Origin of the sequence: Lentilitoribacter sp. Alg239-R112 (genome assembly GCF_900537175.1) — a bacterium.
Lineage (GTDB): Bacteria > Pseudomonadota > Alphaproteobacteria > Rhizobiales > Rhizobiaceae > Lentilitoribacter.
The window spans coordinates 2,410,237-2,431,775 of the sequence record NZ_LS999833.1; the positions used below are offsets into that span (position 1 = coordinate 2,410,237).

At 45.2% G+C, this 21,539-nt stretch carries 26 protein-coding genes; 8 read left to right on the forward strand and 18 right to left on the reverse strand.

Features of this window, described 5'->3' with window-relative positions:
* Positions 1 to 93 precede the first annotated feature (93 nt).
* The gene (locus G3W54_RS11935) at positions 94 to 2,064 is read left to right on the forward strand and encodes a bifunctional 2',3'-cyclic-nucleotide 2'-phosphodiesterase/3'-nucleotidase (RefSeq protein ID WP_162653253.1); all 1,971 of its coding nucleotides are present in this window, start codon (positions 94 to 96) and stop codon (positions 2,062 to 2,064) included.
* An 86-nt stretch (positions 2,065 to 2,150) separates the two neighbouring features.
* Here G3W54_RS11935 and G3W54_RS11940 read toward each other — a convergent pair whose 3' ends face one another.
* From G3W54_RS11940 to G3W54_RS11950, 3 genes are read right to left on the reverse strand one after another with little or no spacing between them, the layout of a single operon-like run.
* Positions 2,151 to 2,858: an HAD family hydrolase gene (locus G3W54_RS11940; protein ID WP_162653254.1), complete on the reverse strand. Its 708-nt coding sequence runs from the start codon at positions 2,856 to 2,858 to the stop codon at positions 2,151 to 2,153.
* A complete protein-coding gene (locus G3W54_RS11945; RefSeq protein WP_162653255.1) occupies positions 2,855 to 3,226 on the reverse strand; it encodes a VOC family protein in 372 nt (123 codons plus the stop codon). Before G3W54_RS11945 ends, G3W54_RS11940 begins: the two co-directional genes overlap by 4 nt.
* Positions 3,216 to 4,088 carry a LysR family transcriptional regulator gene (locus tag G3W54_RS11950; RefSeq protein ID WP_162653256.1) on the reverse strand — a complete coding sequence of 291 codons (873 nt, stop codon included), beginning with the start codon at positions 4,086 to 4,088 and terminating at the stop codon, positions 3,216 to 3,218. Before G3W54_RS11950 ends, G3W54_RS11945 begins: the two co-directional genes overlap by 11 nt.
* Positions 4,089 to 4,181: 93 nt before the next feature.
* Between G3W54_RS11950 and G3W54_RS11955 the strand changes: the two genes are divergently transcribed.
* Positions 4,182 to 4,946, forward strand: a complete 765-nt coding sequence (locus G3W54_RS11955) for a sulfite exporter TauE/SafE family protein (protein ID WP_162653257.1) — start codon at positions 4,182 to 4,184, stop codon at positions 4,944 to 4,946.
* 10 nt (positions 4,947 to 4,956) lie between these two features.
* On the opposite strand, the gene G3W54_RS11960 is transcribed toward G3W54_RS11955, so the two are convergent.
* Positions 4,957 to 5,574 carry a VOC family protein gene (locus G3W54_RS11960; RefSeq protein ID WP_162653258.1) on the reverse strand — a complete coding sequence of 206 codons (618 nt, stop codon included), beginning with the start codon at positions 5,572 to 5,574 and terminating at the stop codon, positions 4,957 to 4,959.
* Between the two features lie 104 nt (positions 5,575 to 5,678).
* Here G3W54_RS11960 and G3W54_RS11965 point away from each other — a divergent pair, with 104 nt between their 5' ends.
* A complete protein-coding gene (locus tag G3W54_RS11965) occupies positions 5,679 to 6,188 on the forward strand; it encodes a GNAT family N-acetyltransferase (protein WP_162653259.1) in 510 nt (169 codons plus the stop codon).
* Between the two features lie 73 nt (positions 6,189 to 6,261).
* Here G3W54_RS11965 and rplS read toward each other — a convergent pair whose 3' ends face one another.
* From rplS to ffh, 9 genes are all read right to left on the reverse strand, one after another.
* Positions 6,262 to 6,798 carry a 50S ribosomal protein L19 gene (gene rplS / locus G3W54_RS11970; RefSeq protein ID WP_162653260.1) on the reverse strand — a complete coding sequence of 179 codons (537 nt, stop codon included), beginning with the start codon at positions 6,796 to 6,798 and terminating at the stop codon, positions 6,262 to 6,264.
* Between the two features lie 223 nt (positions 6,799 to 7,021).
* Complete coding sequence (gene trmD, locus G3W54_RS11975) at positions 7,022 to 7,723, reverse strand: tRNA (guanosine(37)-N1)-methyltransferase TrmD (RefSeq protein ID WP_162653261.1); 702 nt, start codon at positions 7,721 to 7,723, stop codon at positions 7,022 to 7,024.
* Positions 7,723 to 8,283 carry a ribosome maturation factor RimM gene (gene rimM, locus G3W54_RS11980; RefSeq protein WP_162653262.1) on the reverse strand — a complete coding sequence of 187 codons (561 nt, stop codon included), beginning with the start codon at positions 8,281 to 8,283 and terminating at the stop codon, positions 7,723 to 7,725. Before rimM ends, trmD begins: the two co-directional genes overlap by 1 nt.
* A 14-nt stretch (positions 8,284 to 8,297) precedes the next feature.
* Positions 8,298 to 8,924, reverse strand: a complete 627-nt coding sequence (locus tag G3W54_RS11985; RefSeq protein ID WP_162653263.1) for a LysE family translocator — start codon at positions 8,922 to 8,924, stop codon at positions 8,298 to 8,300.
* 108 nt (positions 8,925 to 9,032) lie between these two features.
* Positions 9,033 to 9,464 (reverse strand): 30S ribosomal protein S16, encoded by a 432-nt coding sequence (gene rpsP, locus G3W54_RS11990; protein WP_162653264.1) that lies wholly within the window; start codon positions 9,462 to 9,464, stop codon positions 9,033 to 9,035.
* A 69-nt stretch (positions 9,465 to 9,533) separates the two neighbouring features.
* Positions 9,534 to 9,824 (reverse strand): chorismate mutase, encoded by a 291-nt coding sequence (locus tag G3W54_RS11995; protein ID WP_162653265.1) that lies wholly within the window; start codon positions 9,822 to 9,824, stop codon positions 9,534 to 9,536.
* Entirely contained in the window at positions 9,821 to 10,366 is a 546-nt protein-coding gene (locus G3W54_RS12000; protein ID WP_162653266.1) for a GNAT family N-acetyltransferase, read from the reverse strand. The genes G3W54_RS11995 and G3W54_RS12000 overlap by 4 nt, the downstream gene beginning before the upstream one ends.
* Positions 10,366 to 10,923, reverse strand: a complete 558-nt coding sequence (locus tag G3W54_RS12005; protein WP_162653267.1) for a GNAT family N-acetyltransferase — start codon at positions 10,921 to 10,923, stop codon at positions 10,366 to 10,368. The genes G3W54_RS12000 and G3W54_RS12005 overlap by 1 nt, the downstream gene beginning before the upstream one ends.
* Before the next feature lie 2 nt (positions 10,924 to 10,925).
* Positions 10,926 to 12,473, reverse strand: coding sequence for a signal recognition particle protein (gene ffh / locus G3W54_RS12010; RefSeq protein WP_162653268.1), 1,548 nt, complete (start codon positions 12,471 to 12,473; stop codon positions 10,926 to 10,928).
* A gap of 321 nt (positions 12,474 to 12,794) precedes the next feature.
* On the opposite strand from ffh, the gene G3W54_RS12015 reads away from it, so the two are divergent.
* Positions 12,795 to 13,784: an MBL fold metallo-hydrolase gene (locus tag G3W54_RS12015; RefSeq protein WP_162653269.1), complete on the forward strand. Its 990-nt coding sequence runs from the start codon at positions 12,795 to 12,797 to the stop codon at positions 13,782 to 13,784.
* Between the two features lie 14 nt (positions 13,785 to 13,798).
* On the opposite strand, the gene G3W54_RS12020 is transcribed toward G3W54_RS12015, so the two are convergent.
* Entirely contained in the window at positions 13,799 to 14,308 is a 510-nt protein-coding gene (locus tag G3W54_RS12020) for a hypothetical protein (RefSeq protein WP_162653270.1), read from the reverse strand.
* Between the two features lie 147 nt (positions 14,309 to 14,455).
* Between G3W54_RS12020 and dapF the strand changes: the two genes are divergently transcribed.
* Complete coding sequence (dapF, locus tag G3W54_RS12025; RefSeq protein ID WP_162653271.1) at positions 14,456 to 15,334, forward strand: diaminopimelate epimerase; 879 nt, start codon at positions 14,456 to 14,458, stop codon at positions 15,332 to 15,334.
* Between the two features lie 63 nt (positions 15,335 to 15,397).
* Here the strand turns inward: dapF and G3W54_RS12030 are convergent, their stop codons facing one another.
* Positions 15,398 to 15,991: an SH3 domain-containing protein gene (locus tag G3W54_RS12030; protein WP_162653272.1), complete on the reverse strand. Its 594-nt coding sequence runs from the start codon at positions 15,989 to 15,991 to the stop codon at positions 15,398 to 15,400.
* 103 nt (positions 15,992 to 16,094) lie between these two features.
* Here G3W54_RS12030 and mtaB point away from each other — a divergent pair, with 103 nt between their 5' ends.
* The 3 genes from mtaB to G3W54_RS12045 all read left to right on the forward strand — a co-directional run bounded on the left by mtaB (position 16,095) and on the right by G3W54_RS12045 (position 20,036).
* A complete protein-coding gene (gene mtaB, locus G3W54_RS12035) occupies positions 16,095 to 17,414 on the forward strand; it encodes a tRNA (N(6)-L-threonylcarbamoyladenosine(37)-C(2))-methylthiotransferase MtaB (protein ID WP_162653273.1) in 1,320 nt (439 codons plus the stop codon).
* Between the two features lie 3 nt (positions 17,415 to 17,417).
* Positions 17,418 to 19,241, forward strand: coding sequence for a signal recognition particle-docking protein FtsY (ftsY, locus tag G3W54_RS12040; RefSeq protein WP_162653274.1), 1,824 nt, complete (start codon positions 17,418 to 17,420; stop codon positions 19,239 to 19,241).
* 165 nt (positions 19,242 to 19,406) lie between these two features.
* Entirely contained in the window at positions 19,407 to 20,036 is a 630-nt protein-coding gene (locus G3W54_RS12045; protein WP_162653275.1) for a septation protein A, read from the forward strand.
* A 2-nt stretch (positions 20,037 to 20,038) separates the two neighbouring features.
* On the opposite strand, the gene G3W54_RS12050 is transcribed toward G3W54_RS12045, so the two are convergent.
* Genes G3W54_RS12050 through G3W54_RS12060 form a run of 3 tightly spaced genes read right to left on the reverse strand, consistent with a single transcriptional unit; the run spans position 20,039 to position 21,529 of the window.
* Positions 20,039 to 20,617 carry a DsbE family thiol:disulfide interchange protein gene (locus G3W54_RS12050; RefSeq protein ID WP_162653688.1) on the reverse strand — a complete coding sequence of 193 codons (579 nt, stop codon included), beginning with the start codon at positions 20,615 to 20,617 and terminating at the stop codon, positions 20,039 to 20,041.
* Between the two features lie 3 nt (positions 20,618 to 20,620).
* Positions 20,621 to 20,776, reverse strand: coding sequence for a heme exporter protein CcmD (gene ccmD, locus G3W54_RS12055; protein ID WP_162653276.1), 156 nt, complete (start codon positions 20,774 to 20,776; stop codon positions 20,621 to 20,623).
* A gap of 24 nt (positions 20,777 to 20,800) precedes the next feature.
* Positions 20,801 to 21,529: a heme ABC transporter permease gene (locus G3W54_RS12060; RefSeq protein WP_162653689.1), complete on the reverse strand. Its 729-nt coding sequence runs from the start codon at positions 21,527 to 21,529 to the stop codon at positions 20,801 to 20,803.
* Positions 21,530 to 21,539: the final 10 nt, after the last annotated feature.

Consider the following 21,539-nt stretch of genomic DNA (forward strand, 5'->3'; position numbering starts at 1 on the left):
TAGTATCACTCAAGCGTCACATGGTAACTTTACTGTGCAGCTTAACTATCTCGATATGTCTCGAGCCTAAATTTTGATTCCAGGAGCTGAAATATGATCAAACAACCACATCTCAATCGTCGCAATTTTCTCGCAGGTGCATCTGCCACCGCACTTGTTGCTCTTCACCCGTTTTCAGCACAGGCAAACGCTAACCAGGCCCACTTGCGCATCATGGAAACAACCGACTTGCATGTGCATGTATTTCCATATGATTACTATGGTGATCGCCCATCAGATACTGTTGGTCTGGCGCGTACCGCTGCGTTGATTAATGACATCCGGGCAGAATCTAGCAATTCAATGCTTGTCGATAACGGCGACTTTTTGCAAGGCAACCCGATGGGCGATTACATCGCCTATGAACGCGGCATGAAGGAAGGCGACAAGCACCCAATCATCACAGCCATGAATGCGCTTGGCTATGAAGCTTCGACATTGGGCAATCACGAATTTAACTATGGCTTGGATTTCTTGATGAAGTCTCTTTCTGGTGCAGACTTCCCAGTCGTATCAGCAAATATTGCCAAGGAAATGGGTGCAAACCCTCGCGAAGATAAAACACTGCTCAAGCCGTACACAATCTTGGACAAAATGGTCAAAGATGGCAGCGGACAGGAACATGCAATTAAAATCGGCCTTATCGGCTTTGTACCACCTCAAGTTATGAATTGGGATCGCCAACATCTTGAAGGCAATGTTAAAGCACGCGATATCATTGAAGCTGCCAAAGCCTATGTACCTGAAATGAAAGAAAAGGGTGCAGATATCATCATAGCACTATCACATTCAGGCATCGGATCTGCTCAACATGCAGACGGCATGGAAAATGCGTCTGTGCCATTGGCACAAGTCGATGGTATTGATGCCCTTATGACGGGTCACAGCCACTTGGTGTTCCCGGGTGAAAAATTTGCGGGATTTGATGCGGTTGACGCTGAAAAAGGTCTCATACATGGCAAGCCAGCGGCAATGGGCGGTTTCTGGGGTTCGCACCTTGGTGTGATTGATCTGATGCTCGAAAAATCCGGCAATGAATGGCAGGTTGTAACATCGGCAACCGAAGCGCGTCCGATTTACAAATCTGGCGAAAAACGCAAGAAGATCCCATTGGTTGAAAGCGATGCAGCTGTTCTTGCAAGTGTTCAAACAGAGCATGACGCAACTTTGGATTATGTTCGTCGCTCGGTTGGTCAAACGGACGCGCCACTTCATTCTTATTTTGCCCTTGTTGCCGATGATCCATCTGTTCAGATCGTGAGCCAGGCTCAAACTTGGTATATCACCGAAATGATGAAGGGCACACAATGGGAAGGTCTGCCAATCCTTTCCGCCGCTGCACCGTTTAAAGCAGGTGGCCGCGGAGGACCGGATTACTACACCGATGTTGCCAAGGGTGATGTTGCGATTAAAAACGTCTCCGATCTCTACCTCTACCCGAACACGGTTCGTGCGGTTGAAGTCACTGGTGCACAGGTTAAGGATTGGCTGGAGCGTTCTGCTGGCATGTTCAATCAGGTTGAAACAGGAAAAGCGGATCAGGTTCTGCTAAACCCATCATTCCCGTCTTACAACTTTGATGTGATTGATGGTGTGACATATAAAATTGATATCTCACAACCATCAAAATATGGCCCAAAGGGTAAGTTAACCAACCCTGATGCAAACCGTATTGTCGATCTGGAGTTCAACGGTGCGCCGCTTGATATGAATGCGAAATTCATCATTGCGACAAACAACTATCGTGCATCCGGTGGCGGAAACTTCCCCGGCGCATCTGGCGACACCATCATCTTTGAAGGACCGGACACAAACCGCGATGTGATCGTACGATACATTGTCGACAAAGGCACAATTAACCCAAGTGCAGATGGAAACTGGACATTTAAAGAACTACCAGAGACATCCGTTCTGTTTGATACCGGACCAAAAGCCAAAGATCACATCAGTGATGTGAAAAGCGTCAAAATTGAAGAGGCCGGCGACGGCCCTGACGGTTTTGCACGTTATCGCATCGCATTTTAAACTCAGCATCGAGGCTAAATATCTACGTTCAGCTGATGAGCATTAACATAGGCCGCTACATTTTAGCGGCCTTTTATTCATCATGCTCACGATAAAGTTTCGTAATTTTGAGCTATAATCGGAAGTAATTCAGATAAATGTGAAATTTCATGCGCAGGGCTGGCATAACCGTTTAATGTTTTACGCTCAGAATTAAACCATACCGATCTAAATCCTGCTTCACTTGCACCTTTCACATCATCATTGAGCGAATCTCCTATATGCAAAATGTGGCTCGGATCAGCGATATCTAACTTCTCTTTAAGTTTAGAAAATGCACCTACATGCGGCTTCTTGTAATCAAGGTCTTTGCCGATCATAATTTCATCAAAGTAATGGTCAAATCCAAGGCGCTTGGGATCCGAATTGCCATTGGATAGAACTGCTACCTTTATACTTTTTGGAATGTTTGATAACAACTCCTCCGCACCCTGCATAAACATCGTTTTGCGAAAGCGCTCTTCAATAAACAGCTCAAATAACGTTTCTGTAAAATCTGTATCAAGCCGCTTTGATCTTAAAGCATTCTCAAATGACAACCTCCTGATTTCGAGAAAATCGGTGCTGTCGCCGTCATAGGCCGCCGCTGTTTTGGCTGCGATTGCGACAAGTTCTGTGGTTGAAATATGAACTACAAATTCGGATGCAATGGCCTGAGACACCTTCTTCAAAGAGTTTTCAAGCACCGCATCAAAGTCTATCAGTGTATGATCAATATCAAATGAAATGGCTGCGATGGGTAAGCGTAACGTCATATCTCAAAATCAATGTGGATATGGTTGCCATCAGGGTCCCAAACATTATATTGCCGAATACCTGCAGCAGGCGGCTCGCCGCAACGATAGCTTTCCTCGCGCTCTTCCAACAATGCACGAAATGCTGTTTCATCATCAGCGGCAAACGCAAAATGCTCAAGGCGCAAATTCACCTCGGAACCAACTAAATCCTCACCACCGGAAATAAGATGAATGACGGGATATTCACCCGCATAGAGCCAGGCACCATCAAACTGAAAATCAGGCCGCCAACCGGATTTAAGGCCCAAAATATCCTCATACCAAGCCACCATCCCTTCAAGATTTTCGGTCCGAACATTAACATGATCAAGACGTTTAATTGCCATTAAAGTCTCCTGCATTTGATTGAATTATTTGACTATGGATGATTGATGAGAGGACATCAATATCAGAATTATATTCAGATTTTCGATAAAGCGATAAAACAACATTCTTGAGGGATGGAAGGTCACGAATATCTGATGCAATACGCAATGGAACAGGCACCGATATTTGTGGTAATACTGTCAGTGCCAAATCTGCCAACACCAAAGAATGAACACCAATTGGATGTGAACTTAAATGAGCAAGGTAGCCCTTACGATTAACCCGATCCAGTGCTTCGAACGCATATCGGCGAAGATCACGTCCATCCGTTAAAAAAACAAGCGGAACATCATCAGCCTCATCCAGCATAAAACCAGGTCCGCTGACCCAAGCAAGCGGGACATTTTCTACAAAATCTCTACTTGCGCGCTTGCCCTGATCCATCATGAAAGCGACGTCAATTTCACCTGCATCTAACTTAGCAAGCAATGCATCACTTCGATCACAATGAACATGCAGCTGAACCGCTGGATTAATGCTGGTAAATTCTCGTATCGCTTCTGAGACAACAGACATAGCCAAAGTGACCGTAGTTCCAATTCGAATAGTACGAACAGACTTAGTTTTACGAATAGATTGAACCGCTTCGGCATTGAGAGTTAATATCCTGCGCGCATAAGAAACAAAAGCGTGCCCTTCAGGCGTGAGTTTCATATTTTGACCGCGTCCGCGTTCAAACAACTTACAACCCAACTCTTCTTCTAGTTTTTTGATATGTAAACTCACCGCCGACTGAACGGTATTGCGTTGCTTGGCGACGCGCGAGAAATTTAATGTATCAGCAGCGACCAGAAAACTTTTCATCGCATTAATATCAGGCATATAAATCTCTTTAAACGATTTTAAAAAGCTATTTAATTCGTTTTACTGATTTTTGTAAACTCCCTATAGGAAACTAACAGGAAGAAGAACAGCATGGATCTACCATTAAGCTTCTATATAGTTGCCGGGATTGCTATTATTGTCACCGGCATATCCAAAAGTGGATTTGCCGGCGGTTTAGGTGTTATGAATGTACCACTCTTAAGCCTTTTCATCACGCCGCAACTGGCGCTTGCTATACTTGTTCCAATCTTACTCGTTATGGATCTCTTTGTCGTATGGCATTATAGAAGGACATGGAATAAAGCTATTGTTCTGGCAATTATTCCCGGGGCTATATTCGGCATCATACTCGGAACCATGACATTTCAGTTCATGGATGGGGACTTCATAAAATTTGCCATCGGAATTCTGTCTTTAACCTTTGTCATGCAATTTTTCTTTACAAGAAAAAAATCTGAGGACGCAAAACCGCTTGGAAGAATACTTCCCTTTATCCTTGGATCTGCCTCTGGTTTTGCAGGATTTATAGCCCACGCAGCCGGCCCACCGGTGAAAGGATTATTACTACAACAGAGATTAGAAAAATCAGAATTTGTTGGCACAAATGGATATTTTGTATTTGGTGTAAATATTATGAAACTCTTTGCTTATGTTGGCCTTGGACAAATGTCGTTGGAAAGCATGAAAGTTAGCCTAACTTTATCACCCATCATACTTGTTGGTATCGGCTTAGGAACGTACCTACATAAAATTATCGACCCCAAATTGTTCATCAAGGTTGTTTATGTGTTACTTACGGTTGTTGGCCTAAAACTTCTTTGGGATAGTGTCCCGAACTTAAGCTTCGCACTCTGAACTGCTTCAATTATGACAAGGTTTTTGCACCAGTAGGGGTTTCGAATACAGCTTTGAATGCCGGCTGGCCTTCGGCAATCTTTATTCGTTCATCGTTAAATGTCACATCAAGAAAATTACTAATTTCGACGGCATCGGGATGAGTGATCTCAAATGATTTCAGAGTACAGCCACGTTTTTCCATTCGACTTGCAGGATGTATATCATCCGGCCATTGAATCAGTTGCGGAAAAGCGCCGTTTGAAACTAAACGACCGTCGTTGCGAACAGTGATCTGCCATTTCAAATCACCCCGAGTCATATTGATAATCTCGCCATGCTTCTTGCTAAAGTCAGCAGTAATATCTCTCGAACCCACAATCCATGCACCTATTTTCGGCGTTCCATCAAAGCGATCTAGATTAAACCAGCGAGGACGATCGGGCTGTGGTCCGTCAGGATCAATCGCGATCACCTCCAAAAACTCCATATCACCTAACGAAAGCAAAAGATTATGCGTACCCATAAAAGGATGTTCACCGCCGATTGGCATATCAATGCCCAAATGTTCACTCACATAACTGGCACCTTCATCAAGCGTCCGAGCAATTATTGCAATGTGATCAAAAACCAATTTTGGCAAAGTCATTAATTTCTCCATAGATCAAAAACTGTGTACCATGCTAAAATACGCCATGAAAATGCATAAACGAAAACTACTAATTAATCAGCCAGAACAAAATTGGAATTTAGGTGCAAATAAGACAAGCTAAAAACTCAGATGCCGCTGCAATTGCAGTGCTCTCAACCGAAGTATGGATCAACACTTATCTGCGGAATGGTATCAATGAGACCTTTGCAAATTATGCGCTCAAAGAGTTCACCAAGGAAAAGTTTGAGATGGTATTGATGAGTACGAACGAAACAATTCTTGTCTCAGAAAATTCCAACGGAATTGACGGTTTTATCAGATTAAGTACAGATAAAACATGTACGAGTATCAGCGCTTCACCATGCGAGATAACAACACTTTATGTTCAGCCACGCCATCAAAGCAAGCATGTGGGGTTACATCTTCTAAAAGCTGGAATTGAGCATTGTCTGGAACAAGGCCATGCGCAGCCGTGGCTTGCTGTTAACACCGAAAATGAACGAGCCGTAAAGTTCTATCTCAGGAATGGATTTATAAAAGACGGGCAAACTTACTTTGAGATAGAAGATGGGAAATACCTCAACGAAATACTCGTCCTTTCACCCCATTAATAGAACAGCCCTAAAACAAAAAAGCGCCGGCAATTTGCCAGCGCTTCTCAAAAATCTGATTTTGAAGATTAGTCTATTCTTCAGTTTTTGCTTCCGCTGCCGCAGCTTCTTCAGCTGCTTTTGCTGCAGCTGCATCTTCAGCTGCTTTCTCTGCTGCAAGAGCTTGAGCTGCTGCAACTTTTTCAGCTTCGATACGCGCTTTTTCAGCCACGATAGCTGCACGCTCATCATCGTTAAGCTTACGAGTACGTACGCCTGTATTTTCAACGATACGCGCAGATTTACCACGACGACCGCGAAGATAATAAAGCTTCGCACGACGAACTTTACCACGACGAACAACAATGACTTCTTCAACAAGTGGAGAATAGATTGGGAACACACGTTCCACACCCTCACCGTAAGAAATCTTACGAACAGTGAAATTCTCGTTCAAACCAGCACCTGCACGTGCTATACAAACGCCTTCATAAGCCTGTAGGCGTGTACGCGTACCCTCAGTCACACGCACCATAACACGTACAGTGTCACCTGGTGAGAATTCTGGAAGAGTACGTTTTGCTTCAATCTTTGCTTTTTGTTCAGCGTCGAGCTGCTCGATGATATGCATCGGTATAACCTTTCGTTCTTTTTGCGGTCAGAGCGCTAACTCTCGCTTAAGGTCTTCTTGCCTTAAAGCTATGCTTTTTCAAGCAGCAGCGGGTTCACCAAGCATTATCTTTAGTGGTTGCGGCCATTTGATTTTTTAAGGCCTGCGCTCGTTTATTCTTCGAGTTGGCGGTGCATTACAGCATTAAAGGGCTTTTGTCATCCCATAATTTGGAATTTCCGCTCTATTTTTGGTCTTTTTTATCATTGATACGAGTTAAGAGATCAGGACGACGCTTTGTCGTTAATTCCATAGACCTTTTATGCCGCCAATCAGCAATCAGTTTGTGATTACCAGATAGCAAAACCTCAGGGATCATTTGCCCTTCAAACTCTTGCGGACGCGTATAATGCGGATGCTCCAGAAGGTTATTTTCAAAACTCTCATAAGTGCCGGATTCTACGTTTCCCATTACGCCCGGCAATAATCGCGTGATCGCATCTAAAAGGGTCAATGCGGCAGGTTCACCACCTGACAAGATGTAATCGCCAATTGAAACTTCCTCTAATTCACGACCATCAATGACACGCTGATCAACACCTTCAAATCGGCCACAAACAATCACCACACCTTCACCAGAAGACAGCTCTCGAACACGCTGCTGCGTCAATGCTTCCCCTCGAGGAGACATCAGCAAACGCGGTCGATTATCATCAGGCAATGCATCAATACCACGGGCCAGAACATCGGCCTTCAGCACCATACCCGCGCCGCCACCAGAAGGCGTATCATCTACAGTGTGATGTTTATCGAGTGCATAATTTCGAATGTTAATTGCCTCAATATTAAGATCCCCTCGTTCAATTGCTCGGCCAGCCATCGAGTATTCAAGATGCCCCGGGAACATATCTGGATAGAGCGTAAGAATTGAGGCATTAAAACCCATTAATCGCCGCCCTCATCGAAATCGTCTTCGTCGTCTTCACTTGTATCATCTAAAAGACCCGCAGCTTCTGGATCAATGACAACACGACCTGCTTTAATATCCACCTCAGGCACAGCATCGGTGGTAAATGGAATAAGAACGGGCTTTTGACCCTTGGCACGAATTTCAATTAAATCACCACCACCAAAATCAAAAATAGCTTGGATTGTGCCCCAATTTTTGCCGTCTGCATCCAAAACATCCAGACCTTCGAGATCCGTATAGTAGAACTCGTCATCCTCAAGATCATCATCAGACAAATTTGCGCGATCCACAAACAAATCAATACCGTTCAAACCTTCGGCGGCCGTGCGATCATTAATACCCAAAAAACGCACGACTACGACGGTTTTATGTTTGCGAATATCAAGCACCTCAAAACGGCGACCAAGTGCATCAAACAACACACCATAATCCGCCAAAGCTACCGGATTTTGCGTATGAGATTTTACACGAACTTCCCCACGCACGCCCTGCGCACGGCCAATCGTTCCAAGCAAAATTGGGTTTTTAAGTTCCACGCTTTCTATCTTTCTTATCTCTGTTGCAACGCGATGCTAAGTCCAAGACTGCAAAACACGCCACCTAAGAATCTATTTTGCCATTTTACGACATGTGGATTTTTGCGTAAATAATTGCCCAAACCGCCTGCTGTATAGGCATAAACCAAATTGCTCAGGGCGCATATTACAATCAGTATGAGGCTCAAAATAAAAACCTGCATGGCAACAGAACCATTTTCCGGCTTTATAAATTGTGGTAAAAATGCCAAAAAAAACAGTGCTGTTTTTGGGTTAAGTATTTCAGAGATCACCCCTTGATGGAATGCAGCGCGCAACCCAATTTCAATCTTCTCGCCACCAATCTGTAACTTTGATTTACCAAATATTGCTTTGAGACCAATGTAAATCAGATAGGCAGCACCTAACAACTTCACAATTGTGAATGCCGTAACTGACGCCATAATAATGGCAGATATTCCAAATACAGCAAAAACAGTATGAGCAAAATCACCCACCGCAATACCCAAGCTTGTTGAAAGTGCAACTTTCATACCCGACGTAGATGCCCTTGCCGCAATCAATAACGTCGCCGGCCCTGGAATGAAGGCAAATCCAGACACAACGATTAAATAAGTAATGAGGGTAGCTGTATCAATCATTATTCACTCCAAATTCAGGTTCGCTATTGCAATAGCCCATATTACTAAAAACAACAAAGGGTGGTTTGCAATAAACCACCCCTCATTAAATCTTTAAAAGCGAAATGCTTATTCAGAAGCAGCTTCTTCCGCAGGAGCTTCAGCAGCCGCAGCAGCTGCTGCTTTTGCTTCTTCTTCAGCAGCTTTTGCAGCTTCGGCTGCTTCTTCAGCTTTTGCAGCGGCTTCATCAAGACGCTCTTGAGCTTTTGTACCCAATTTAGCTTTATTTGGATTGTTGCGTGGTGCACGTTCTAGAATGCCAGCTTCTGATAGGAAACGAAGAACACGATCTGTTGGCTGCGCACCTTGGCCAAGCCAATGTTTGATACGGTCCTCTTTAAGACCAACACGGTTTTCATCATCTTTACCAAGCATTGGATTCCAATGACCAACCTGCTCGATGAAACGACCATCACGTGGTGAGCGCACATCTGCGACTACGATGTGATAATAAGGACGCTTTTTTGAGCCACCGCGGGCCAAACGTAGTTTAGTTGCCATTTTTATTTCCTTTTCTAAATGACGCCATGCGTGGATTTGTCCACACACTAAAAGTTAGTTATGCGTGAATTACCCACGCGCTTTTTTGTGGTGCTGAATGACTTCCTTGATAATAAATTCAAGAAATTTTTCAGCGAAATCGGGGTCAAGGTTCGAGCGTTCTGCCAAACGTCTTAGCCTCTCGATCTGTTCACCCTCTCTTTTCGGATCAGAAGGAGGGAATTCGTGTTGTGCTTTCAACTGACCAACTTGTTTGGTCACGCGAAAACGTTCTGCGAGAATATGCACAAGAGCAGCATCAAAATTATCAATTGATGCTCGAAGCTCCAGAAGCTCATCCATAGGAGTTTGTTCACTCATGCATAACGCTCCATAAATTCTTTGGGTGGCAAGTGTCGCCAAATATCTATTGTCTTGTCGTTCACGACAACATTTTGTTGCTCATTAAACGCGCCAAGCTTTTCAGCGACTTTCTGCGATGCATGATTGAGCGGATTAATTTGACTGATAGCTGTCGTCCAACCAAGTTTTGTATATGAAAACCTTAACGCCGCCGTTGCAGCTTCAGTCGCATAGCCTTTGCCTTGCGCCTGTTTCATAAATGCATAAGCAATCTCATTGTCTGGAAAACCATGGGGCCGCCAAGGACCACAAAAACCAATGCTCTGGCCTGTGGCTTTTTCCTCAACATTAAACATACCAAACCCACGTAAGACCCAATGGCCAAGAATGCCAGTTAACACGCGCCATGAAGAATATTCAGGCATAACCCCGCCAACAAATTTAGCTGTCTCTTCGTCCGCATAAACTGCGGACAGCATGTCGAAATCACGCTCCTCAAGGCCACGCAAAATAAGACGCTCTGTCTCAACAACTGGAATATCGAGTGAAACTGCCACCATTATGAATGCCCCTGCCCACCATAAGCTGCAAGAAATTCTTCCGGTGGTAAATGACGCCATATATTTGATACGAAATCAGTAACAGAAACATCTTTTTGCTCCATATGTGCACCAAGCTTCTTAGCAACACCCTCTGAGGCAATGTTTCCCTTATCGATCAGACTAACAGCAGACTGCCAACCAAGATCCAGATAGGCATATTTTAAAGCACCAATCGCTGCTTCCGACGCATAACCCTTACGTTGGTGCTGGGGTAAAATAATCCAGCCAACTTCGCGCTCAGGCCACCCTTCAGGAAAATGTAACCCAGCATTACCAACCAGCTCACCAGTTTCTTTCGATTCCACAGCCATCATACCGCAGCCACGCATTGACCAACCGCCATTAGCACCAGACATGGCCCGCCAAATCTCTGTTCGTTGTCGGGTCCCGCCAACATATTTAGTCTGTTCTGCATCTGCCCAAAAATCGACGAAATTATCCAGATCATCCTCACGCCAAGCACGCAGGATAAGACGTTCCGTCTCGATTGTTGGAATAGTGAAGGTGGTCGCCATGGTTACTTCTTACCCTTTGGCAAGCCCGGCAGCCCAGGCAGGCCACCGCCACCAAGACCGGGCAAACCACCTTTACCGCCGCCTAAACCAGCGGCTTGAGCCTGCTTTTGCAAGGCTTCAAGTTGTTTTGGGTCCATATTGGAAAGGTCCGGCATGCCGCCCATTCCCGGCATACCGCCGGGCATGCCACCACCCATGCCCATTTTACCACCAAGAGCGCCAAGCGCCTGCTTCATCATTCCGCCGCCTTTTTTGCCGCCCATGGCTTTCATCATATCGCCCATACCGCGATGCATCTTAAGCAATTTGTTGATCTCAGCGGCAGACGTGCCAGAACCCGCAGCAATACGTTTCTTACGGCTATTTTTCAGAAGCTCCGGATTGGTTCGTTCTTTTTTTGTCATGGATGAAATAATGGCAAGTTGGCGATTAAACACACTGTCATCCATACCAGCAGATGCCATTTTATCTTTCATCTTGCCCATGCCCGGCATCATACCCATGATACCGCCCATGCCACCCATAGATTTCATCTGGTTAAGCTGGTCAGCAAGATCATTCATATCGAACTTGCCAGCCTTCATGCGCTTGGCCATAGCCTCGGCTTTTTCGGCATCAATGGTTTCGGCTGCTTTTTCAACCAGCGAAACAATATCGCCCATACCTAAAATGCGATCGGCAATCCGTTTTGGATGGAACTCTTCAAGAGCATCCATCTTCTCGCCAACACCAATGAGCTTGATAGGTTTACCCGTCACGGCACGCATAGAAAGCGCGGCGCCACCGCGACCGTCACCATCCATACGCGTTAAAACAAGACCAGTGATGCCCACTCGCTCATCAAAATTGCGTGCAAGATTAACCGCATCCTGACCAGTCAGAGAATCAGCTACAAGTAGAATTTCATGCGGATTGGACTTGGCTTTGATATCGGCCATTTCCTGCATCAATGGCTCATCGATACTAGTGCGACCTGCTGTATCAAGAATAACAACATCATGGCCACCAAGTTTTGCAGCTTGCACTGCACGAGCGGCGATATCTGTCGGAGATTGTCCTTCAATAACCGGAAGCGTGTCTACTTCTGTTTGCACACCAAGCTGGCGAAGCTGCTCTTGTGCAGCCGGACGGCGCGTATCGAGCGATGCCATCAAAACTTTTTTGCGATCACGTGTTGTTAGGCGTGCAGCTATCTTGCCCGATGTCGTTGTTTTACCAGACCCTTGCAAACCCACCATCATAATCACGACGGGTGCAGCCGCATTCAAATCAATCGAAACACCTTCAGAACCCAGCATCTCGACAAGCTCGTCATGCACGATCTTAACGACCATCTGACCAGGTTTGATAGATTTCAGAATTTCAGCGCCAACAGATTTTTCGCGAACTTTTTCGATAAAATCTTTCACAACATCAAGCGCAACATCGGCCTCAAGCAACGCACGGCGCACCTCGCGCAATGCTGCAGAAACGTCTTTATCTGATAGTGCACCACGGCCAGTAAGACCATTTAAAATGGAGCCTAATCGATCCTGAAGATTGTCAAACATATCAAAATTCCTATTTTTCCAAACCTATTTTGGAAAATCGTCATTCAAACCAAAATTTACAACCCCAAAACCGGCCCAATGAACGCGGCCCAAACCAAAAACACATCCGAGGGCGCATCGCGCTGTCGGATGTTGACCTTTGGGCGCTCTTTATACCTTTGCGGGTCCCAATAGGCGGCTCGGAGTTGTAACTCTTCGCTTGAATATAGGCCGCTTAAATAGAAGTTTGATAAAAAAGTCAAGAAATACCGTCCAACTCGCCCTTTTAAAACGTATGAAATAACATCATAAAGAATGCTCAAAAGAGAAAGATAACATTTCATGCCAAAAAACCCTTATTATTCAGGGCCGAGAAGTAATCACTTCGATGGCACATATTTCTTTAACCCCGATGGCGCAGCGCCATTAGGGTTTCGACACCTACTGAAATGGCGTTTTGGCGACAAGACAAATCAACCATGGCCGGAACATGCGGAAAGCCCCTATAAAAATGCAAAACCCGACGCAAAATTGGCGGAAGATACGTTACGGCTCACGATGGTCGGGCATGCAAGCTTTTTCATCCAAATGGGTGGGTTAAATATCTTAACTGATCCAGTTTGGTCAGAGCGCACAAGTCCATTTTCTTTTATGGGTCCAAAACGTCGTAACAAACCCGGTATCGATTTTGATGATTTGCCTCAAATCGATATCGTTCTCATCACGCACAATCACTATGACCACATGGACCTAGCGACTTTAAAACGCCTACATGAAGCACACGCACCACTGCTCGTCACACCACTTGGCAATGATACCATCATTCACAATAAAATCCCGGATATGAACATTAAGACAGGAGACTGGGATGATGTCATTGAATTCGAAGAGACCAAATTTCACTTCGAGCCCTGCCATCATTGGTCAGCTCGCGGTACACGGGATCGCCGCATGGCGCTTTGGGCAGCTTTTGTGATTGAGCATGCCGAAACCAAAATATATCACATCGGGGATACTGGATTTCATGATGGGATCAACTATCGCGCAGCATCGGAAAAACATGGCGCGTTCGACCTAGCCATATTGCCTATTGGCGCTTATGAGCCACGCTGGTTTATGAAAGATCAGCATCAAAACCCGTTTGAAGCAGCAAAAGGCTTTAAACTTTGCAATGCCAAACGCGCTGCTGGCCATCACTTTGGCACATTTAACCTCACCAATGAAAGCATTGAGCAACCAGTGAAACATCTAAAGGAAGCACTGGAACTGGAAGACATAGACAATGATCTTTTCCGCCCTATGCGACCGGGGGAAGTTTGGGATATTTTATAAATAAAACAATCAACCTAACGCGTGCTGTAAAGTCCCGCATCATCTAGAACAACTGGCGAAACCGTCTCACGGCTTACTTCACTTTGCGCCCGAAGATCCTCATCCACCTTATCAAGCCACATTTGCAATTGTTGCTGAAGCAACTTTGCCTCTTCCCCGTCAGGGTCTTCAATTGCTGATGTAAGCTGACTAAACGTTAAACCAAGTTCATCGAGATCGAGGTTACGAGAAATTTCTTCCAAACGCTCTGAACCAGACGGTTGCAATTTTAAATCTTCAAACGCCTGCCTCACTTCCACACCGAAATCGGCGTCCATATTCTTGGTATCGAGGCCAAGCGCTTCGCCCACACGATTATACAACCCCACCTTCATCTCGGTTGGCGTGACATTATGAATGCTGAAGAGGTCTTTCGGAACTTGAATTGAATCAATAACCGATTGTGACTTTCCAGTTGCTTGCTGTTCGGCAGCTTTTGCCCATTCAGAAAGCAACATTGATGCTGATTGAAGCGGTGTAATCATAATATTATCGCGTTTTTTTGCTCAGGCAGAAAACATAGCAATCTAACGCTATGCGAAACTTGCGCCATAAATTTACGTCACACGAAAAAAATATTTGGAGAACATCGCGAGCTGACATATATGTCGGTTAGAACAGGATCTCAGATAATGACCAACCAAGTTCCATTTGCGCGTATGAACGGCGCCGGCAATGAAATTCTCGTTGTTGATATGCGGGGGCAATCAGCCCCTGTAACGCCAGAGGCTGCCGTAAAGCTAGCCAGTCAAACCGAGACCAAGTTCGATCAGATTATGGCTATTCACGATCCACGTGTAAACGGCACAGATAACTATATTATGATCCTCAATAATGACGGTTCAGAAGCTCAAGCCTGCGGCAATGGCACCCGCTGTGTAGTTTCAGCACTTACCGCTGAAACTGATCGGGATACATTCACCTTTCAAACCCTTGCTGGCATTTTAAATGCACGCGAAATTCGTGAGAACTATATCTGTGTTGATATGGGTGAACCTGTCTTCGATTGGGATAAAATTCCACTTGCAGAGGAATTTGCCGATACAACAAAAATAGAACTGCAAATCGGCCCTATTGATGCACCCGTCTTACACTCACCATCGGCCATGTCGATGGGTAATCCTCATGCGGTCTTTTGGGTGAAAAATGATGTTTGGTCTTATGATCTGGAACTTTTCGGCCCACTTTTAGAAAATCACCCGATTTTTCCAGAAAAGGCAAATATCTCGATCGCACAAGTGTCCGCTGAAAATGAATTGACAATGCGCACATGGGAACGCGGTGTGGGACTAACTCAAGCTTGTGGCTCAGCTGCGTGCGCTGGCGCCGTGAGCGCCGCCCGCACGGAGCGCACAGGTCGCAATGTTCTTGTCCATATGCCCGGTGGTGACCTTTCCCTCGAATGGAAAGATAACAATCACATATTCATGACTGGCCCCACAGAATGGGAATGGTCAGGCATGCTTGATCCGCAAACAGGTGATTGGGTGCGAGACGAAAGTGATAAATAATATGGCAGATCAATCTGCTACATTACGGATACTAATGATCTTCATACTTAGTAGACAAATGAGTTAGAATGGCTTGCCACATTCGTTTGCAATACCGGGTACTTTAAAGCCAACTGAGCAAAGCGTACCGCCCCAAACATACCCCTTTAAGCCTTCGCTATATTCTACCAAAAACCAGTCATAACCTTGATAATTATTACCCGCATTCTCCCAGATAAAAACGGGTTCACCCTCGGGTAATTTATCAATTTTTGTACCGTTTAAATCTGCAGCCTGCCGCACAGTCGACCCATGAGACATGCCGTCAGCACCCTCCATAAGCCCATCATCAACATGCTTTGTGCAGGGAATAACTTGACCACTTGCCAGTTCAATCTGCGCACTATCGGGAGAAACAGCAACCCGCACGCCATCTTTGCTATAATAATTAATTGCACCGTGACTATCGGTTAGCGGCAACTGATCAGCCAAATCACCATAAGTTTCTAGCGCAAGCTTTTCACCATAAACATGGAGTACTTCGCCCAACCTATAACCATCGCGATCAAGAATAGTACCTGCGGGAACATCGCAGGTAAAATCTGGCGGAGGAGAGGCAAATGCCGTCGAACTTGCGCACGCTAGAACGATGGTTGCGGCAATGAATTTGACGTTCATAGTATTATACTCCTTAGAATTTGTTCAGCGCAAGATAAGCGAATTTGATGGGAATTGGCAAGCATGACTGGCAATTTGGGGTAACTTACGCCATATAGCGAATATGCCCGATAATGAAACACTAAAAACTCTCACATTTGGCTGCCGCCTCAACACTTATGAAACCGAAGTAATGAAGCGTGAGGCTGATAAAGCGGGACTTGAAAATGCCGTACTGGTTAACACCTGTGCGGTAACGGGCGAAGCTGTGCGCCAAGCTAAGCAGGCCATTCGCAAAGCACGACGAGAAAACCCAGATGCACGCATCATCGTATCTGGTTGTGCAGCACAAACCGAAGCAGAAACGTTTGGCAACATGGACGAGGTTGATCTTGTTATCGGCAATGATGACAAACTCAAGGCTCAATCTTATCGCGCTCTACCCGAATTTGGGATTAATAATTTTGAAAAAGTGCGCGTCAACGACATTTTCGAAGTCAGCGAAAACGCCCCACAAATGGTTGATGCTATCGAGGGTCACACACGCGCATTTGTACAAGTGCAAAACGGTTGCGATCACCGCTGTACATTTTGCATAATTCCCTATGGTCGCGGAAACTCCCGTTCGGTTCCAATGGGAGCGGTTGTAGATCAAGTTAAAGAACTGCGGAATAATGGCTATCGCGAAATTGTTCTTACGGGCGTTGACGCCACAAGTTATGGCGCTGACTTACCGGGAAAACCTTCTCTTGGAATGCTTGCCAAATCAATCTTAAAACAAGTGCCAGACCTAGAGCGTTTGCGTCTTTCATCTATCGACTCAATTGAAGCCGATGATGATTTATTTGATTTGCTTGCCAATGAAACACGTTTCATGCCGCATCTTCATTTATCACTACAACATGGTGATGACATGATTTTGAAACGCATGAAACGACGCCATTTACGAGAAGATGCCATCGAATTTTGCAATAAGGTGCGTGCTTTACGCCCCGATGTCAGTTTCGGTGCAGATATTATCGCAGGCTTCCCCACCGAAACGGATGACATGTTTAATCAAAGCCTGAGCTTGATTGATGAATGTGACATCGCGCTATTACACGTGTTCCCATTTAGTCCGCGCGAAGGGACACCCGCTGCGCGCATGCCCCAGCTTGATCGCACTTTGATAAAACAGCGCGCGGCCAAATTGCGAGTAAGGGGTGAAAGCGCTTATCAACGACATTTGAACAAAATGGCTCATCAGGGTGGAGAGCTTAAAGTATTGATTGAAAAATCAGGCATAGGGCGCACTGACAATTTTACACTTGTCGAATTTTTGGGTGAAAATCCAATCAAAGACAAGACTTTAACAACAGGCGCGATTGTCAAAGCAAAAATTGAAGGCCACAATGGCAAACAATTGCAGGCAAGATTGTCAGCAGCGAATTTAGGCGGGGCATAATCCATGGCAATGGGCTTTATCAAAAAAGTCTTCTCTTTTGGCAAAAAACAAGTCGAGGAAAAACCACTCGATGAAACGCCAGAAAATAAAATCGAGGAAGCAGTTCAAACACATGAAGTCATCAAGGTTACGGCATCAGCGCAACCAGAGGCACCTTCTGTTTCTGTTAAAGAAAACACAGAAATTGTAATTGAAGAACCAATTGCAAACGTAGCTTCAGAGCCAGAGAACAACGACTCATCTGGTATTTTGGACGCTGAGTTACCGCCTAGCGAAACAGAAACAATAGATGTTTACGAAGATATTTCAGATGTAAGTTCAACATCTGGCGAAGCTATTGAGCTTGAAGAAACCGCCACGCCCGATGCCGATGCCGATGCCGATGCCGATGCCGATGCCGATGCCGATGCCGATGCCGATGCCGATGCCGATGCCGATGCCGATGCCGATGCCGATGCCGAACAATCATCAATCGAAAGTACAAAGCAATCTTCCAAAAAACCAACAAAAGCCGTTTCCACAAATAATTCTGAACAGATCGCCACGGATGTTGAAGGGACAGAGGTTTTAGCGACCGAAAGCCAAAAAACAGAACAAAACGATGATGCCGCCACGGACAGTCTAAAGACGGAACAAACCGACAAAGAATTAGTTGATAGTCCAAAGACTGAGCTAATCGGAGACGAAGTCACCGATGAAGTCCGGCAGATGCCGCCGCAGGAGGCGTCGAGAGGACCAGAGCCAGAGCCAGAGCCAGAGCCAGAGCCAGAGCCAGAGCCAGAGCCAGAGCCAGAGCCAGAGCCAGAGCCAGAGCCAGAGCCAGAGAAAAAAGTCGCAGTTTCTGATAAAGTGTCAATTGTGGAAGAGGTTTCTCCACAGGTTGAACCAACAGAACCCGAAGAAAAAGAAAGTTGGTTTAAGCGCCTGCGCAAAGGGCTTTCACGCACTTCAAGCCAATTGTCCGATCAAATCACGGGCATCTTCTTAAAGCGTAAACTGGATGACGACACGCTGCAAGACTTGGAAGATATACTTATTCAATCTGATCTTGGGTTGGAAACAGCGATGCGTGTTACGGACACACTTGCATCCACTCGGTATGGCAAAGAAGTCAGCACTGAAGATGTAACATCTATCATGGCATCCGAAATTGAAAAAGTTCTTGAGCCTGTAGCACAACCGCTAGAGTTAGATTTGTCTCACAAACCGCATGTGATTCTGGTGGTCGGTGTAAATGGTACTGGTAAGACAACAACAATCGGCAAGTTAACTGCCAAACTAACCGAAGGCGGGTTGAATGTTATGCTCGCAGCTGGCGATACATTTCGCGCCGCCGCTATCGAGCAGCTTAAAATATGGGGTGAGCGTACCAACTCCCCAGTTGTTTCTTCAAAATTAGGCGCAGATGCGGCTGGCCTTGCCTATGATGCATTTGAGCAAGCAAAAGAAGCTGGATCTGATGTGTTAATCATTGATACAGCTGGTCGTTTGCAGAATAAGACAGAGCTTATGGACGAGCTTGAAAAAATCGTACGTGTCTTAAACAAGCATGATCCAGATGCACCGCATACCGTTTTACAAACACTCGATGCCACGACAGGACAAAATGCGCTCAGCCAAGTGGAAATTTTCCGCAATGTTGCGGGTGTAAATGGTCTTGTCATGACCAAGCTTGATGGTACAGCCCGTGGGGGTATTTTGGTCGCAATATCCGCAAAGCATAAACTCCCAGTATATTTCATAGGCGTTGGCGAAGGCGTTGATGATCTTGAACCTTTTGCAGCCAAGGATTTTGCCGAGGCACTTGCGGGACCACGAATAGAATAAAATCATGAAAGTCCGGCGACATAAGAGCGACACAAATGAAGTATATGAGCGTGTTAACTTAACCAGATAGTAATTTACAGTTTCGATCATTATCCTTGCAAACAATCCAAACCAAGCTTATCTGACGTACAAGTATATAGATAATTCGCTTCCAAAAGGTCTTAAATGAGTAACGCTGCCACAAAGCCGAACATAAATCCCTATTTAAAAATGGCTTTAGACCTAGGTCCATTGGTCGTATTTTTCTTTGCAAATTCACAAGGCAAAAAACTAGCGGCCAAATATCCAATTCTTGCTGATTTGGGTGAACCAATTTTTATTGCCACTGCCCTTTTTATGGTCGCAACGTTCATATCCTTGTCCGTTTCATGGGCCTTAACCCGTTCACTTCCAATAATGCCTTTGGTAACAGGGGTTGTTGTCTTGGTTTTCGGCGGTCTTACAATATATTTACATAATGATACGTTCATTAAGTTAAAGCCGACAATCGTGAATACACTCTTTGGCTCGGTGCTGTTGATCGGGCTTATGTTTGGAAAATCGCTTCTAAAATACGCGTTTGAAGCCGCCTTTAAAATCGATGAAGAAGGCTGGCGTAAGCTTACATTCCGCTGGGGTTGTTTCTTTTTTGCCTTAGCTGCAATTAATGAAGTCGTTTGGCGTAATTTTTCAACCGACTTCTGGGTTGCCTTCAAAGTTTGGGGCAACATGCCGCTAACTTTTATCTTCATGATGTTCCAAATGAAACTTTGGAAAGATCACGAATTGCCTGAAGAGGAAGAAGATACAGTATAAACTTATTGTGTCGCTTCAATTGCAGGCAGGATCTTTTCCTCAAATCCACGAGCGTCAATAGGGCCTATATGCTTATAAAGAATTATACCGCTTGGCGAGATCAAGAACGTTTCTGGTACGCCATAGACACCCCAGTCGATAGCAGCGGCACCATTGGGGTCTACACCAATGGCAGTATATGGATTACCAAGTTCATTTAGAAACTTGAGTGCATTTTCATTTTTATCTTTATAGTTCAAGCCAACAATCTGAACGCGTTTGTCTTTAGATAATTCCAATAAAAACGGGTGTTCCTGGCGACATGGAACGCACCATGAAGCCCAAACATTGACCAACGTTAACTTGCCAGAAATCGAAGCATCATTGAGTGCAGGCAGGCCGGATCCTTCAAGCGCCTGCATTGAAAGTGATGGCGCTTGTTTACCGATTAACACCGAAGGTAAATCTTGAGCATTTCGACCTGATGTTAATTGCAACAAGAAGAAAGTTGCAAGAGATCCAAATATGATCAACGGCAGAAACAGAGCTACCTTCTGTGCAAATGTCCGAGGCCTTTTTTGCTCGTCTTTAGTCACCGAAATGCCTCAACTCTGCTCTGAACGACGTTTAATGCCAGCAGCATCCAGACTCGCGAGTTCGCGACGGCGCGCACGACCATCAAGAATAACCCAAAGCACCATACCAACAACGGTTAGTGCCGTTATTCCGTAAGATGTATAAACAAAAGCTTCGTGACTCATCAAATCAATTCCCTAAACTGCATCCTAATTTGCTCGCGCTGCCATGCGGCGCATGGAACGGACACGGCGACGTAGGATTTCATTTCGCATAGCCATGATGTGAATAGCAAAAAACAACAACGTGAATGCAAGCGCCATCACTAACAATGGATAAAGCAAACTTGGATGAATTGTTGGCCCATCAAGACGTATGACGCTTGCGGGCTGGTGCAACGTGTTCCACCATTCAACAGAAAATTTAATGATCGGAATATTGATCCATCCGACTATAGTAATAATCGCTGTAACTTTTGCAGAGCGACTTGGATCATCCATCGCTCGTGTTAATGCGATCAATCCGAGATACATTAAAAGCAATACGAAAACGGACGTCAGTCGCGCATCCCAAACCCACCAGGCACCCCACATCGGCTTACCCCACAATGAGCCAGTAATCAAAGCCAGAATTGTAAAACTTGCACCAAGTGGCGCAGCAGCTTTGGCAGCCACATCGGCAAGCGGGTGCTTCCAAACAAGTGTGCCGATAGAAGAAATAGCCATGATCGTATAGCACATCATGGATAGCCAAGCAGCAGGCACATGAATAAACATGATCTGTACCGTCTTGCCTTGCTGATAATCTTCCGGTGCTGAAAATGCCATATAAAGTCCAAGCATCATTGTAATGATCGCTACAACCCATAATGTCGGCAAAACTTTGCTCGAAAGATCTAAAAATCTTGTCGGGTTTGCCAGTTGGCTAAACCAGGACATTTTCTTTGTC